The sequence below is a fragment of the Sphingomonas ginsengisoli An et al. 2013 genome (genome assembly GCF_009363895.1).
GTDB classification, from domain to species: domain Bacteria; phylum Pseudomonadota; class Alphaproteobacteria; order Sphingomonadales; family Sphingomonadaceae; genus Sphingomicrobium; species Sphingomicrobium ginsengisoli.
Genome location: NZ_CP045434.1, coordinates 1,515,624 through 1,530,670, shown reverse-complemented (window position 1 = coordinate 1,530,670; position 15,047 = coordinate 1,515,624). Strand labels below are relative to the sequence as shown.

Genomic DNA, 15,047 nt, shown 5'->3' with positions numbered 1-15,047 from the left:
AATTGCCCATACGTGCAGGTTGCCCCGCTCATCCGTGTCGACGAGGATGAAGCCACTCACATCACCAGGGGAAAGCGGCCGAGGCTGGTCATCATCCCGGGTTTAGTGGGGCGGGGATTGGCGATTGATCTCGATGCCTGCGCAACCGTGCAGAAAGACGCTATCGTCTCCGAAGAGAGGGTGTGCGGGTGCCCCGACGACGGTGCTCAAGCTTACTTTGGTAAGGCACTTGCGCGACATCGAGGCCGGTTTGCTTTCCCAAATGACTTCAATGACGAGGTCGCTGCACCAATTGCAGACTGGATTTCCGAAAAGTCCAAGAAGCAGAGCGCACAAGGCGAACTCATTCAGTCGATTGTTGAGGTTCGGGTCACCACCGACAACTGGACTAAGCCCAGCTTCCTGACTCTCCTCCTGCTACGTGACAGTCCCCTTCCAGCGGTCTGGCCCAGGGAGTGGCGGGACGCGATCGCACGTGTCGCAGAGAAGGCGTCTGCGTCGAAGAAGTATCCCGATGTCGACATTGTACTCACGACCTTCAACGATATCTCGGCAGCTGAGTACCGCAACTCTTTCGAACTTGATTGGGATGGATTGAGTACCGCGCGATGATTGTCCTCGGTTCGTATCCGTGAGGCGAACCGGTCCGGGCTACTGAAGCTGACAGTCCCCCTCCGACTTCAGCACCGGATTGCATGAACGGCAGGATGCTTCCGGGCTCGGCGTGGCGGTCCTACGTGTAAGCAAGTAAGTCTTCGCGGCCGCGAGCCGTCATTTATGAACGAGTGCCTGCGTTTAGGATGCGACAAAGCCGCCCCGAACGTCGGCTTGTGGGTCTTTTCGGACGGTCGAGCCTCTTGATCGAAGGTCCAATATCCGACTTTGCTGCGCGACGAGCCGCCAGTCTGCATCCGGTCGAAGACGATAAAGTGCGAAGCACCCGATGATCCTTGGTGAACCAGGAGCGAAGCGGGCATAGGACAACTACCCCTCCCACCAATGGAAGAGGCAGTCCGGCCCGCTTTCGACTGCATGACCCTTGGAGCCACCCGTCGCTTCGCGTGCTTGCTCGTGCCGAAGGAGGCTGAGCAATCGGCAGTTGCTTACGAGGCCATCCTCCGCCCCGCTGATCCCCGCTCTGCCTTTCGGACTCGGGCTGCGCTGAGATCAGACCCCTTCTGGTAACGCATCAAGCCGGTCGCCAGAGTATCAAGCCAACCCAACCGGCATTAAGCATGTGGTTGCCAGTTTGTTCTCTTTCAAGGGAGGCGCGCAGTTGGCCAGCTTTCGACTTTGGGAAGAGCTCTATCGGCAGCTTGCCGCCAGGATCGCTCCTGTGTCCCAGCGCGGCTTGTAGACCGCCCGCGAGCGCTGGAGCTGGTAGCAGCCGAGGTTCACCGAGCCGGCCCACACCTGAGACACGGCTCGGCCGAACCGATCGCGGGTGATGACCGTGTAGCGCACTTTCCCGAAGCGCAATGCGTTGATCAGGCTCCGGCGAGAAACCGATCCATCACCGCTCACGCAAGTGCGCCAGGAGGGACAACCGTGAAGCTCGGGCGCGTCGATGCCAATCAGGCGAATACGCTCCGAGCCACACCGGATCGTGTCGCCATCAACGACGTAAGCCGATGGGCAATCGATCGGCATCAGTCAGCTTGTGGCTGCTTCTTCGTCTTGCGGGCGCTGCGGGACGCCTTGGTAGCAGTGGCCTGGGCAGGTGCGCCTTCCGCACTACGCGGCTTTCTTCCCAGTCCAATCTGTTTGGCCATCGAGCGGCGAGCTTCCGAATAACTGGGCGCTACCATCGGGTAGTCAGCTTTGAGATTGTACCGAGCGCGATAGTCCTCAGGCGTGAGGCCGTGCCCTGAAAGATGCCGCCGGAGCGTCTTGTACGGCTTGCCGTCGATCATCGAGATGATGTGGTCCTTCGAGGCAAGAGATTTGCGAACCGTCGTTGCCGGTTCGAACTGCTCAGCTGCTTCCGCGGCCTCATGCTCAGAAGTCCGGCGGTCGGCGGCAAGCGACTGGACAGCCTCATGCATCTTACTGAGGAAAGCCGGCACTTCCTCGCTCGACGCGCGAGTGTTGGGATTTCCCAACCAGGCGATCGTCAATTCTGTTGCAAGTTCAACCGCGTTGGAGCGCAGGTCATCATCAGCCACCGAGTATTCTCCTACCGAGCTGGCTCGAACTTAACGTGTAGGAACCTTCGGTCAACATTCCCCAAGTCCAGTGTTCAAGTATCGATACTTCGGCGTTGATTTAGGGGACCGGGAACTCACATCAACTTCCGGCGCCGGTCTGCTACCCTTTCTGCCCATCCGCGCGCCCTAAAATGGACAATCTACTTAGTCCCATGCCCGGCCTTGGAAGTTTGCGGCTGCGAATGTCTGCTTTCGACCCATTGCGGACGTCGCAGGTCAGGCCCAGGATGCTACGAATGTCACTTCGTACAGCGCGCAGCATCATCATCGCCAATTTCATTCTTTTCGTCACACTGACGTTTGCGCTGGGTGGCGACGCTATCAACGGCAAGCGAGAGGCGGGCAGATACTTCCTGGGCTCACACGGCCACTACACGGAAGTGAGTTACGCGACTTACGTCTACAGCTACGCACATACCCTGCTGACCTTCGTGATCATAGCCGTCTTTGTCGGTGTCAATTTGCTCTTCCGTGGTGCCAAGAACTCCGGCTCTTAGCTCTGGCCAACATGGTCCAGCCTTAATGCGAGCAGCTAGGCAATGTCCGCCGCCGACCCCCATCAGACATCCGGAGTGCGACGGCCTGACACCCCGGATACTGGGCCTCATTACTTCTTGGGGGCTGGAGCTTCGGCCTTGTGCATGTCGTCACAGCAACACTTTCTGGCCGCATCGGCGGCATAAGCAGCCGATGAGGCGAAGGCGATCCCAACCAGTCCCAAAACGATCTTTCTCATGATGCTTCCTTTCACGCTGGGTCCTCCGACCTAGCACCCCTGTATGTCTGCTTTCCACCCATTTGCGACATTGCGGCCGGGTGTCTGAGTCCGAACCATTGCGGATGTTAGAGCGCCATGGGAATTACCGTTCATGCTGCCCATTGATTTGGACTGGATATTGTCAGCGCTCCTGGCCGTATGGCTGGGCTTTACCCAACCGCGATCCCGCTCGTTCACGGGCGCTGCAGCCGTTCTGATCGCGCTAACGGCGTGGCTGGCAAGCTATCCTCTCGTTATCGTCGGCACGAGGTTCGGCGGCGATATTTCTTCGGCTGAAGATTACGTCAACGGTGTTGGTTACGGCTCGTCGATGCTTGCCGACGCGGAATTTCCGATCGCCTGGACAGGCCTTTGGTTCACAATCGGAAGCTTGGGCTCCTGGGTCAGGCACAGCTTCCGCAAGTCGGGGTGAATGTCCGCTTCCACCCATTGCAGACAGTCGCTTACGCGCTACTCGTCATCAGATGCGCAGAATTTCCTCAAACCTGTGGTCGGTTCTCGTAAGCTTTGCAGCAGCGATCACCGTCGTTGCTTTTGTGAGCATCGATTGGTGGCACCCATACTGCGATAACCAAGCAGATGGTCCGGGTTCGATGGGATATGGCTTCCCGCTCCCTTACAAGCAGGCGTCTACAATCAGCTCGGTGCAATTCGAAGTTCACGTGCCGGTCTATCTGCTCGACACAGCATTGGTCGTTTTACCTATCTTTGCGCTGCTGCGGATGATGTGGGGCGCGGCATTTGGAATTCGATTGCTATTAAGCGGAGTTTTCGTGGTCTTAGCTGCGTTTGCTCTTTGGCTTACCTTCGCAGTGGACAACTTCTCGAGTTTCAAAACGAGATTTTCAGATCGAGATGCCATAACCTCCTACCGCCCGGCTTTCGCGGTAGACTGGCATCAACACGAACGTTGTGACTGGTGACGTTTACGTCCGCTTTCCACCCATTGTGGACGTCAGACCGGTGAGGCACACAGCGTCGAACTACCAAAGCAGCGCCTGCGGCGCTTGAGCGAATGAAGGGTGAGATAAGTTGGGACTTGGTCATGTCAGACGACATGGCTTTCGCGGAAGGCTGCTACCGGCTCGCTGACGGTGAATGGCAAGTCATCACGGCATACAAAGCAAACGGCTTTCACACCTTGGGTGTGCGCAACGGGGTGCGTTGGGCTAGCGGCGTCACGGGCATGAACATCGTCATGCCTGACGAGAGCAAAATTAACGCGCCAACGCTGCTGGAGATTATGTCTGCGACTCTCGGTGTTGATGACTGGTGCGAAGTTAAGGGGCCAGATTCAATGCATTTGCGGTAATGGCCGGCGCTTAGTTCTGAATGTCTGCCTTCGACCCATTGCGGACATTCGCAGTCGGGGTCACAATGGATCGTGATCTTTGTGTGTCCTTCATGATGCTTGTTGGAGCCTCCTCCTCTCTTGAAGGCTCCATTCGGCAGCAAGCTGCTCGCTGCGGTCTGAAACCAAAGGAGTTGGTCTGGACTGTCGATGGTGAAAGTCGAAAGCGCGCCCTCATCACGCCGAACGGCGACCTCGACAGCTTTCCGTTCTCTTCCCTAAATTGCATGTTGGACTGGGCGCAGCGCACAGGCGCACCGGTCGGCTTCATCTCTGCGCGACCGCCGAAGATCGGAAGCTAAGTTCGCAGGTCTTCTTTCCACCCATCTCGGACACTCGCGACCTCTCGACCGTAGCTCTCTGGCAACCGCTGGAGGCTCACATGCTCAACCTGTCACTGCCACTGCCTGCTCGGCCGGCCGCCAGCCGCAAGACCACTGGCGCTAAGCTGGCGCTAAAGCCGGTGCATGTCTGGGGTATCCGCATCCGCTTGCAGGTGGCGATGAAGGCGAGAGACCTGGCGCTGTTCGACCTGGCGCTCGACAGCAAACTGCGCGGCTGTGACTTGGTGGCGCTGAAGATCTCCGACCTCGTCTCCGCCTCCGGCGTGCGCTCCCGCGTGATGATCCTCCAGCACAAGACTGGCCGACCCGTGCAGTTCGAGGTGACGGAGCAGACCCGCCGCTCGATCGCAGCCTGGCTTACCTACAAGCGCCTGGCGCACGGTGACTGGCTCTTTCCGAGCCGCAGCAAGGCTGGCGCTCACTTGAGCACGCGGCAGTATGCTCGGCTGGTCGACAAGTGGGTGGCGCTGATCGGCCTCGATCCGGCCGCTTATGGCACTCACAGCATGCGCCGTACGAAGGTTTCCTTGCTCTACAAGAAGACGGGCAATCTTCGCGCCTGCCAGCTCCTGCTCGGCCACACGAAGCTGGAGAGCACGGTGCGCTATCTCGGCGTCGAGGTAGACGATGCTCTGGAGCTCTCCGAAAGTCTCGAACTGTAGCTCAGCTAATGAAGCCTCTTGCGCGTTCGTACCGCGTTTGTTCTTCAGCCAGCATGCGCCGACTCGGACCCGCTCAGCTCGAAGCCTTGGCGTTGGATGCGATCGAAGAGGCAGCCGCCGCCTCGCACGCCTCTCCTGTTGAGCGAACAAGAGGTCTGGCGCTCGCCCTGGCTTGGCTCCTGCATTGCAGCCGGCCGAACCAAGACCTGCCCCGATGGCCGTTTGAGAGCTTCTGGGAAGGCCTAGGCTGCGAAAGGGAGCACGACCGCTGGTCTGGCGTGAATGCGGCTGTGAACGCGATCTACGGCGCTCTGAAGGTTAGGCGCGACCTTGACCGCATCAGCCGCCACGAAGCCCGCATGAGCCGTCGACGAGGTCAGACCTATGCTCAGCGAGCAACTCATAGGGCGAACGTCTGAAATGGGTGGAAAGCAGACATTACGGTCAGTGATTACCCGGCAGTTCTGCGCGGGCGCGTCGTCTAAGCGCTCTGGGAAGTTTGCATTCGGTTCACTGCGGTCGTCGCCGCAACATCCATGCTAACAATTCCGGTTGTCGCGATCGCATCGGGAATTACATCGACCGAAAGGAACACCGGCAGAAACCCCAGGGGCGCGCCCACTGCCGCAAACGCGGGTGCCGAAACTGCGAAAAGATTGACTTGATTTGGAAGCCCCGCGGCAGCGAACTCCATCAGCATCGCAATCGCTGCGCACAGAACCATCAAGCCCAATGAAGGTGGCGCGCCCGCCATCGCGGCAGCGTAGACCGCATAAGTGAGTGTCAGGGGCGGTCCGACGAACCGGAAAATGGAAACGGCCAGCGGCAAGGTAACGTTGGCGGTCTCCTCGGAAACGCCCAACGCATCAGCGGACTTCAACATAACGGGCAGTGACGCGACGCTGCTTTGCGTTCCCAGGGCAACCAATTGGCTCGGCGCCACGCCCGCTGCAAATCGGCGAAGGCCGATTCGTCCCCAAAATGCGGCCACAGGATAGGCAAGCGCCAACATCACGAGCAGAACGGTGACCATGTGGCGCAAGTAACCGCCCAGCCCCCACAGCATTCCGACGCCGGTCTTGTGCGCAGTACCCATCGCCAGTCCAAGCACGCCGAGCGGAGCCAGAAGAAGCACCCAGCCGACGATGGTGAACATGATGTCGGCGATCGTATCGATGAGCTTCATGATGTCCGTACGTCGAGGCTCATCGGTCCGCGCCATCGCGAGGCCGAAAAGAACCGCGAACACAACGACGGGCAAAACCGCACCTGCGGCCAGCGCTGCAAAGACATTCGGCGGCACGATGCCGAGGACGATATCGCCGACCAACGGAACTTTCACGTCTACCGACGCCGACCGGACATTCTGAAACGCTGCCAGCGCGGTGGCAGAGACCGGCCACAGCTTCAGCAGCAAGAGATTGAGGACGACGCCGACCGCGAGACCCATCGCATAGAGCGCGGCGAAAACGAGTACCGCGCGCTTGGCGATGCCTCCTCCCCCCGCGCCGGAGCCCGCCCGGGCGAGGCCGGTGGTCAGCAAGGCGAAGACGAGGGGCAGAACGGTCATCTGCAACGACGCCAGCCACAACTGCCCGGCGACCTGACCGGACATTGCCAATGTATCGGCCCACGCCGCCGTTCCTGGTTTCGGGAACAAGAGGCCGACGGCGATGCCCACCAAGACGCCCGCCAGGATCCGCATCCCCAGCGGAACTTGTGTCAATCGCTGCATGGTTTTTCCCCCCGGCAGCGGATACGTCTAGCGGAGCCGAGCGGGAAAGCCACATCGACTGATGTTCACCATCAAGCAGTGCGAAAGCGAGAAGGATTTTGCGAGCGCAGCGGAGCTGGCCGCCGAGCTCGCCGCCTGGGACATTGCCGAAACGCAAAAGCTCGGCATTTTGGCGGATGAGGTGGCTCAGTTCTATTATCCGGAGGGGAGTGAATTACCTGCGATGACGCTGCTTGCATCGGCGTGTTCAACGCCTGCGGCATGCATCGGCTACCGCGAGATGAGCCCGGGAATGTGCGAGGTGAAGCGTCTCTATGTGCGGCCCACATTCCGGGAAACTGGCCTGGGCGCAATGATGATCGCATCGCTCACCGAAAAAGCCGCCGCGGCGGGATATTTGCGCATGTGCCTTGAAACGACCCGCTTCATGAAGGGCGCGCTGCGTTTGTACGAGGAAGCGGGCTTCGTGCCGTGCGAGGCCTATTACGCACTTCCTCAAGTGTTTCGGGACATCAGCATTTTTATGAAGAAAGAAATCGTAGCGCCTTAACCCAATGACGCTGCATGCCCGAAACGGGTGCGCCATTGGCATGAGCCCCATGATAAGCGACAAGGCGCGTCGGGGAGATTTGCCATGAGATACGTGCGCCTGAAATCACCGCACCTGCTCGCCGGACTGGCTCTGCTGTCCGCTACTGGGGCTGCTGCAGCGCCTTGCCCTGCGCCGAAGCTGTCAAGGCAGCAGGATGTCGAGCGATACATCGTGCAGAGCGAAGAGGCTTGGGCCAAATCAGTCGCAACGAACGATGCTTCGGTCGTGAAGCGCATCCTTGCGGAAGACTTTATCTGGGTGCTTGACGGTAAGGTGTACGACAAGAAGGCCGCAGTCGGTTTCGCGGCAGCCGGACCGGGATCATTTCTCAGCAACAATCCGGACTATGTTCATGTCCGCATGTTCGGCGACACCGCGGTTGCGCAAGGAAGCGAGACCTGGACCAAAAAGGGCGGTCGCCGGGGCAAGTTCGTCTGGACAGATACGTGGCTCAAGCGCCACAATTGCTGGCAGATTGTGAACGCCCAGGACAGCGTTGTGCCGCTGTCAGCCCACTAGCGGCGAGCGGATTACTGCTAATGTCTGCAATGGGTCGAAAGCAGACATTCGCGCAGCGAGACCCGCTCCCGTAAAGAACCCCTAGGCGGCCCTGAGCGCGACCTGAAAAGGCTATCCGGAGTTTACGGTTTTGTTCATACGTGAGTGTGGCACTGATCACCTCCGCTCCCCATATCGATCCATAATGGAGAATCGATCCATAATGGAGAGCCACATGGCCGGCGGTTGGACGCGCGACGGCGCGGTGCAGGATCAAATTGACGACACGGTGGCGGACGCGGTGCTGGCTGCCCGGGCGCGCATCCCCAGTGGCGAGAGCGAGCCTTTTTGTAAGCTATGTGGCGAAGTCATCCCGGAGGGTCGCCGCCGCGCGGTGCCTGGGGTGACCACTTGTGTGACGTGCCAAAGCAGCCGCGATCGACCATTGGCGCCCGCGTTCAATCGGCGCGGCAGTAAGGACAGTCAGCTGCGGTGATCAGCTCCGCGTCGGCGACGCTGTTTTGATTGGTCAGACCGTTGAAGCGAGCAAGAAAGTATTTGTCATGGGCGCCCGTGGCCTATCGACCGTGTTGTTTACGTCGGCCTATTGAAAGACGATTTGCCTTGCGCTGGCTCATAGCCGGTCTCACTGCGACCTGACCTGCTCAACGCGCGGGATCGTTGAAGGTAAATCGTGCTAATGACGGTATCCTCGCCCTCGAGGCATTCTAATCACAAGTTTGACGGCGGTAACGTCGAGCAATTGATGCATTCGCACGATTGGGCGACGTCAGCCCTCGGCCGACGGGAAAACTGGCCGATGTCCTTGCAGGTTATTGTGGGCCTTTTGCTAAACTCGCGATTTCCAATGTTTGTCGCGTGGGGTCCCGACCTCACCTTCCTTTACAATGATAACTACGCGGAGATTCTGGGCAGCAAGCATCCCGAGGCCCTCGGCGCGGGCTTCAAGGAGATTTGGTCGGAGATTTGGTCCGACATCTCGCCTCTGATCGAAGCTGCGCTGAGCGGGGAAGCTAGCTTCCGCGAGGATTTGCCGCTCGTGATGAATCGCAAGGGCTATGACGAGAAGACCTGGTTTACCTTCTCCTATTCGCCTGTCTTTGGCGACGATGGCTTGGTCGCAGGCATGTTTTGCACTTGCACTGAGACCACCGAGGCGGTCCTGCTGCGCCAGCGCGAGCAGGAGGAGCGACAACGGCTGGCGCGCATGTTCGAGCAGGCGCCAGGATTTATTACCATTCTGCGCGGTCCCAATCACGAGTTCGAATTCGTCAATTCCACCTACCGCCGATTGTTCGGCGATCGCGACTACGTTGGCCGAGCGGTGCGCGACACGTTCCCCGATCTCGAGGATCAGGCATTCTTCGCGCTGCTGGATCAGGTTTTCTCCAGCGGCGAGAGGGTGGTCGCGGCGGGCGTGCCGATCCGGCTAGAAACTATGCAAGGTGGCGCGCTGGAAGAGCAATTCCTCGACTTCATCTATGAACCGCTGACGGATGAGCGGGGTCAGGTTACCGGCATTTTCGTCGAAGGGCATGACGTAACGACACAGCATGCCGCGATTGAAGCATTGCGCGAGAGTGAGGCTCGCCTGCGCGCCTTGACCGACAATCTGCCGGGGGGCTCGGTCTACCAAATGACCGGCAACGCCGACGGGACCAATCGCCGCTTCAGTTACCTGTCGCAAAGCCACGAAAGGATGAGCGGGCTAACTGTCGAACAGGTAATGGCCGATCCCACGCTGCCATACCAGATGATCGTCGAAGAGGATCGTGAGCGCTTCGCGATCGCATCAGTTCAGGCGATCCGCGACTGCACGATTTTCGACGTCGAGGTCCGGTTCCGGCATGCGAACGGTGAGGTCCGTTGGGCCCATCTGCGGTCCGAGCCACGCCGCCAGCCCGACGGGACAGTCGTATGGGACGGTATCCAGGTCGACATCACGGACCGTAAGCAGGCCGAAGAAAAGTTGCGGGAGCTCAACCAGACACTGGAGCAGCGCGTCGACGATCGCACCGCAGAATTGGAGCGGGCGCACGAGCAGCTCCGGCAAAGCCAGAAGATGGAGGCGATGGGAGCGCTTACCGGGGGCGTGGCGCACGATTTCAATAATCTCCTCAGCCCCATCATTGGTTCACTCGATCTGTTGCAGCGCAAACAGATCGGAAGCGAGCGTGAGCAGCGGTTGATCGACGGTGCCCTTCAGTCAGCCGAACGAGCGCGGGTGTTGGTCCAGCGTTTGCTCGCCTTCGCGCGCCGGCAACCTCTCCAGCCAAAGCCAGTGGACATCGGCGAGCTGGTGCAAAGCATGGCCTATCTGATCGCCAGTACCAGCGGGCCTCAGATCAAGGTCAGCGTCGAAGTGGCGGACGGGCTGCCGTCGGCGATTGCCGACGCCAATCAGATTGAAATGGCGGTTCTGAATCTCAGCGTTAATGCGCGCGACGCGATGCCGGAAGGCGGCACGCTGCGCTTGTCGGTCGACGCCTTTGAGCCGAATGACGCGCTTCCTGCGCCTCTTGTACCCGCGCGCTATATTCGACTGTCCGTTTCGGATACGGGCATTGGCATGGATGAGGCCACGCGTGAGCGAGCCATCGAACCATTCTTCTCCACCAAGGGTGTTGGGCGCGGCACTGGTCTTGGCTTGTCGATGGTTCATGGCCTTGCGTCGCAACTTGGTGGAGCTCTCACCATAAACAGTAGGCCAGGGCTCGGGACCAACGTGGAAGTTTGGCTTCCGACCACCAACGTCGCGGTGGCCAACGAGGTCCGGCTTGGATCCAGTCCGAGCGTCGCAAGCGGTGGACGCGCGCTACTTGTAGATGATGAAGAACTGGTGCGGATCAGTACGGGCGACATGTTGGCGCGATTGGGATACACGATCGTGGAAGCCACTTCCGCTGCCGACGCCTTAGCGATCTTGCACAGTGATGAGCGATTTGACCTACTTGTGACTGACCATCTGATGCCGGGGATGACTGGAAGTGAGCTGGCGCAGGTAGCGCGGGCCGAACATCCTGATCTCAAGGTTCTGTTGGTATCCGGTTACGCGGAAGCCGAAGGGGTGGCGCCAGACCTTGCGCGCCTCGTCAAACCATTCCGACAGCAAGACCTCGCGGCAAAGCTGCTGGAACTGGATGCTATGGGATCGGACCTGAAGATTTCTCCGTAACATCCCGGTCTTTTTTATAGCACCAGGGCCAGCCTGCCGCTCACCAACGCGGAGTTCCAGGTCCGCTTCCAAGGCGCATCTGTTTATTCGGAGTGAACGTCCGCAATGGGTCGTAAACGGACATTACTTTGCTCGCTTGAGAAAGCGTGACGGAGCGGGGCGGCCTGCGATAATTGCGCCAATGAAGCGCGAGCCCGAGATTGTTCACGCGCTGGTGATTGGGGCCGGCCAGGCCGGTCTGGCGACAAGTTTCTGGCTATCGCGTTGGCGGACGCTTCACCTGATCCCGGAGCGGGGCAGAATCATTGAGGGCTGGCGCAGGGAAGGGTGGGCTTCGCTGCGTTTTCAGTTCCCCAATTATTGGGTAGAGCCGCCGGTCTTTGCTTATCGCGGCAAAGCTACGGGTGACTTTGCGAGCGGCAATCGTTCGTCGGCTAAGTCTTCCCGTCAAAGCCACAGGTACCCCTATCAGAGAAAAGTGCGCGTTAGTCTGACAGCACCGCCACGCCTCCCGCCGTCTAAGCCGCCGAGCGGACGGCCCCGGCCGCGCGGACCTCGGCCAGCGTCGGATAGCCGTTGACGGCCATCAGCAAGTCGGCCTCGGCGAGGATGCAGCGGAGCACATGCGCCGCGCCCTCGGCGCCGCCGACCGCGAGGCCATAGGCATAGGGTCGACCGACCCCGACCGCGGTCGCGCCCAACGCAACGGCCTTGATGACGTCGGTCCCTGAGCGAACCCCGCTGTCGAACAGGACCGGGGTCGAGCCGGCCGCCGCCACGATCGCGGGCAAGAGGTCGATCGCCGCGATCCCGCCATTGGCCTGCCGACCGCCGTGGTTGGAAACGTAGATGGCGTCCGCACCGCCATCGATCGCGCGGCGCGCATCGTCGGGGTGGCAGATGCCTTTGAGCACCAGTGGCATCTTCGAGAGGCTCTTGAGCCAAGGCAGGTCCTGCCAGGTCAGCACTTTACCGAAGGTCTGCGCCCAGTGGCCGATGGCCGCCTTGCGATCTTCTTCCGGCGGTTTCGCCAGCCGCGACCGGAAGACGGGATCGGAAAAATAGTTTTCGAGCACCGCGCCGCGCAGCTGGGGGAAGCTCGCCGTGTTGAGGTCGCGCGGCCGCCAGCCCGTCACCCACGTGTCAAGCGTCACCACCAGAGCTTTGGCGCCCGCGGCTTCGGCGCGGCCGACCAGACTCTGCGCCAGCTCCTCGTCCTTGGGCGTGTAGAGCTGGAAGAAGCAGGGCGTCTCGCCGGTCGCCGCGGCGACGCGCTCAATCGGATCGTTGCCGAGCGTCGACAGGCAGAAGGGGACACCCGTCGCGGCCGCAGCCTCGGCGGCAGCCAGGTCGCCGTGACCATCGGCGGTGCAGATGCCGTTGACGCCGATGGGCGCCATGAACAGCGGGCTCGGCAGCCGCTCACCGAACAGCTCGATCGAGAGGTCGCGGCGGGTGGTGTCGACCAGCATCCGCGGCACCATGCCCCAATGGCGGAAGGCGGCGGCGTTGACGTCCTGCGTCCATTCGTCGCCGCAGCCGCCCTGGACATAATTGAGCACCGACGGCGGCATCGCGGCTTCGGCCGCGCGGCGGAGCGAGGCGAAGTCGGTCGGAAAATTGGGCAATTTCCCCTCGAGGCCAGCCAGGTAGATGCTCGTCTGAAGGTCGCCGTAGTGCATGACAGGCCCTTTGCTACTTCGCCGCCGCGGGCTCCCCGGCCACGCGGTCCGCCGCACCCTGGAGCACATAGTCCTTGGCGTCGGCGGTCCGGGTCATGCGCCAGAAATCGTCGTTGCGCCACGGCGTGATCGCCACGATCCGCCCGCGCGAGTTGCGATACCAATTGTCGGCCCCCTGGTGGGTCCACACCATCCGTTCGTGCGCCGCGTCGATCTTCGCGCGATAGTCGTCATAGACTTGCTGGCGGACTTCGATCGTCTTGGCGCCCGAACCAGCGAGGAGCTTCAAGGCCTCCAAGATATAATGCATCTGGTTCTCGATCGAGCGGATCATGCTGCCGCCGTGGCCCGAGCCGACATTGGGCCCCAGGAGGATGAAGAAGTTGGGAAAGCCGGGGACCGCGGTGCCCAGATAGGCCGATGCATTGTCGACCTCCCACACGTCACGCAGCCGCTCGCCGCCGCGCCCGATGACGTCGTAGGATCCCAGCACTTCGGACGCGCGAAAGCCAGTGGCGAGGACGAGAACGTCCGCCTCCGCCGTCTCGCCATCGCTGGCGATCAGCCGGTTGCCCTCGACCCGGGCGAGGCGCTGGTCGATCAGCTGGACATTGTCGCGGCGGAGCGTGCGGTACCAGCCATTGTCGAGCAGCATCCGCTTGGCGAAGGGCGGAAAGTCGGGAAGCACCTTGCCCAAGAGGTCCTGGCGGTCGCCGAGCTGGTCGACCACATATTGGGTGAAAAAGCGGCGGTGACCGTCGTTAACGGCATTGAGCGCGCGCGCCGGCTCGGGCCAGTCGGGGTCCTTGAACAAGGTGCCGTGGACGCGGTCGTTGAAGGTCCAGGTCAGGCGCTGTTCGTACCACTGCCGGTAGAGCGGCACTTGGCTCATCAAGTAACGGACGTCGGCCGGAATCTCCTTGCGGAATTGCGGGAAGGGGGCCGCCCACTGCTTGGAGCGCGCGAAGACCGTCAGCGCTCCGACCCGCGGCGCGATCTCGGGAACGAGCTGCATGGCTGAAGCGCCGTTGCCGACCACCGCCAAGCGCTTGCCGGTGACGTCGAGATCGTCGGTCCACTCCGCCGTATGGACGACCGGGCCGGGGAAGGTCTCGAGGCCGGGAATCGCGGGCTTCTGAGGAACGTTGAGGACGCCGACCGCACTCAGGACCACGTCCGCCTTGAGTACGACTGGCTGGCCGTCGGCGTCGATCGCGGTGACCGCCCAGGTCCGCTCGGCCTCGTTCCAGCGCGCCTCTTTGACGCGGGTGCGGAAGCGGGTGCGTTCGCGGATGCGGAAGCGGTCGGCGACGGCCGAAAGGTAGCGCCGAATCTCGGTCTGGAGCGGAAAGTAATGCGCCCAGTCCCACTCCGCGAAGGAGAAAGTGTAGGTGAGGTTGGGCGTGTCCACGCCGCAGCCGGGATAGCGATTCTCGAACCACGTCCCGCCGACATCGTCATTCTTCTCGAGAATCTCCCAGTCGATCCCCGCGCGCTCGAGATTGACCGCCGCGCACAGGCCCGAAATCCCGCCACCGATGACAATCGCCTTGAGCTTGCGGTCCCCGGGTAGCTGCGGATCGGCTTGGCGGATGCCGAGGTTGAAGGAGACAATTTCTCCGTATTCGGGAGGGACGGGCTCGCCCATCGCCACACTGAGCATTTGCGCCAGGCGAGCATCGTCGGGCGCCGGATCGACCTCCGCCTCGCCGTCGAGGAAGGCGAAGATGGCGTCGCGCGCCGCCTCGCGGATCTGCTGCTGGATATCCTCCGGCAGGCCGCCGCTGTCATTGTCGTCGAGCCCGCCCGCGCGGTGCGGCGCAAACGGAGCTTCAAGCCACGTCGAGTCGCCGGTCAATTGCACCAGCACCATCAGCAGCGACGGGATGTTTGCCTGGGCGATCCCGCTGGCGAGGCGCTCGCGGTCGACGGTCTTGGTCTCGAGAGCGGTCACGGAAACCCCTGCATTCTTAAACACCTACTGACGAGTATATGAAACCGC

The 15,047-nt window shown here is 61.0% G+C and carries 17 protein-coding genes; 11 read left to right on the top strand and 6 right to left on the bottom strand.

Annotation, left to right across the window (positions count from 1 at the left end; translation table 11 throughout):
* Positions 1-12 precede the first annotated feature (12 nt).
* Entirely contained in the window at positions 13-612 is a 600-nt protein-coding gene (locus GCU42_RS07305) for a hypothetical protein (protein WP_114226909.1), read from the top strand.
* Between the two features lie 693 nt (positions 613-1,305).
* On the opposite strand, the gene GCU42_RS07300 is transcribed toward GCU42_RS07305, so the two are convergent.
* Positions 1,306-1,650 (bottom strand): thermonuclease family protein, encoded by a 345-nt coding sequence (locus tag GCU42_RS07300; RefSeq protein ID WP_114226908.1) that lies wholly within the window; start codon positions 1,648-1,650, stop codon positions 1,306-1,308.
* On the bottom strand, positions 1,650-2,165 hold the full coding sequence (locus GCU42_RS07295; protein WP_114226907.1) for a Ros/MucR family transcriptional regulator: 516 nt from the start codon (positions 2,163-2,165) through the stop codon (positions 1,650-1,652). The genes GCU42_RS07300 and GCU42_RS07295 overlap by 1 nt, the downstream gene beginning before the upstream one ends.
* Positions 2,166-2,443: 278 nt before the next feature.
* Here GCU42_RS07295 and GCU42_RS07290 point away from each other — a divergent pair, with 278 nt between their 5' ends.
* Entirely contained in the window at positions 2,444-2,704 is a 261-nt protein-coding gene (locus tag GCU42_RS07290) for a hypothetical protein (protein WP_114226906.1), read from the top strand.
* Between the two features lie 110 nt (positions 2,705-2,814).
* Here GCU42_RS07290 and GCU42_RS15525 read toward each other — a convergent pair whose 3' ends face one another.
* Complete coding sequence (locus tag GCU42_RS15525; protein WP_275887905.1) at positions 2,815-2,943, bottom strand: hypothetical protein; 129 nt, start codon at positions 2,941-2,943, stop codon at positions 2,815-2,817.
* A 133-nt stretch (positions 2,944-3,076) separates the two neighbouring features.
* On the opposite strand from GCU42_RS15525, the gene GCU42_RS07285 reads away from it, so the two are divergent.
* The 5 genes from GCU42_RS07285 (at position 3,077) to GCU42_RS07265 (ending at position 5,342) form a co-directional block, all read left to right on the top strand.
* Entirely contained in the window at positions 3,077-3,397 is a 321-nt protein-coding gene (locus GCU42_RS07285; protein WP_114226905.1) for a hypothetical protein, read from the top strand.
* A gap of 52 nt (positions 3,398-3,449) precedes the next feature.
* Complete coding sequence (locus GCU42_RS07280; protein WP_152569489.1) at positions 3,450-3,908, top strand: hypothetical protein; 459 nt, start codon at positions 3,450-3,452, stop codon at positions 3,906-3,908.
* A gap of 122 nt (positions 3,909-4,030) precedes the next feature.
* Positions 4,031-4,297 (top strand): hypothetical protein, encoded by a 267-nt coding sequence (locus GCU42_RS07275; RefSeq protein ID WP_152569488.1) that lies wholly within the window; start codon positions 4,031-4,033, stop codon positions 4,295-4,297.
* A 65-nt stretch (positions 4,298-4,362) separates the two neighbouring features.
* Positions 4,363-4,638, top strand: coding sequence for a hypothetical protein (locus GCU42_RS07270; RefSeq protein ID WP_152569487.1), 276 nt, complete (start codon positions 4,363-4,365; stop codon positions 4,636-4,638).
* Positions 4,639-4,718: 80 nt separating this feature from the next.
* Positions 4,719-5,342, top strand: a complete 624-nt coding sequence (locus GCU42_RS07265; RefSeq protein ID WP_114226903.1) for a tyrosine-type recombinase/integrase — start codon at positions 4,719-4,721, stop codon at positions 5,340-5,342.
* Positions 5,343-5,823: 481 nt separating this feature from the next.
* On the opposite strand, the gene GCU42_RS07260 is transcribed toward GCU42_RS07265, so the two are convergent.
* A complete protein-coding gene (locus tag GCU42_RS07260; protein WP_114226902.1) occupies positions 5,824-7,077 on the bottom strand; it encodes a dicarboxylate/amino acid:cation symporter in 1,254 nt (417 codons plus the stop codon).
* Positions 7,078-7,138: 61 nt separating this feature from the next.
* Here GCU42_RS07260 and GCU42_RS07255 point away from each other — a divergent pair, with 61 nt between their 5' ends.
* The 4 genes from GCU42_RS07255 to GCU42_RS07240 all read left to right on the top strand — a co-directional run bounded on the left by GCU42_RS07255 (position 7,139) and on the right by GCU42_RS07240 (position 11,363).
* Complete coding sequence (locus GCU42_RS07255; RefSeq protein ID WP_114226901.1) at positions 7,139-7,627, top strand: GNAT family N-acetyltransferase; 489 nt, start codon at positions 7,139-7,141, stop codon at positions 7,625-7,627.
* 84 nt (positions 7,628-7,711) lie between these two features.
* Positions 7,712-8,188, top strand: a complete 477-nt coding sequence (locus GCU42_RS07250) for a nuclear transport factor 2 family protein (protein ID WP_114226900.1) — start codon at positions 7,712-7,714, stop codon at positions 8,186-8,188.
* A gap of 214 nt (positions 8,189-8,402) precedes the next feature.
* Positions 8,403-8,663: a DksA/TraR family C4-type zinc finger protein gene (locus tag GCU42_RS07245; RefSeq protein ID WP_114227771.1), complete on the top strand. Its 261-nt coding sequence runs from the start codon at positions 8,403-8,405 to the stop codon at positions 8,661-8,663.
* 372 nt (positions 8,664-9,035) lie between these two features.
* Positions 9,036-11,363, top strand: coding sequence for a PAS domain-containing protein (locus GCU42_RS07240; RefSeq protein ID WP_168713104.1), 2,328 nt, complete (start codon positions 9,036-9,038; stop codon positions 11,361-11,363).
* Positions 11,364-11,881: 518 nt separating this feature from the next.
* Here GCU42_RS07240 and GCU42_RS07235 read toward each other — a convergent pair.
* Together GCU42_RS07235 and GCU42_RS07230 are read right to left on the bottom strand one after the other, a co-directional pair.
* Positions 11,882-13,045, bottom strand: a complete 1,164-nt coding sequence (locus tag GCU42_RS07235; RefSeq protein WP_240309372.1) for an alpha-hydroxy-acid oxidizing protein — start codon at positions 13,043-13,045, stop codon at positions 11,882-11,884.
* Between the two features lie 13 nt (positions 13,046-13,058).
* Entirely contained in the window at positions 13,059-14,999 is a 1,941-nt protein-coding gene (locus GCU42_RS07230; RefSeq protein ID WP_240309371.1) for a flavin-containing monooxygenase, read from the bottom strand.
* Positions 15,000-15,047 lie beyond the last annotated feature (48 nt).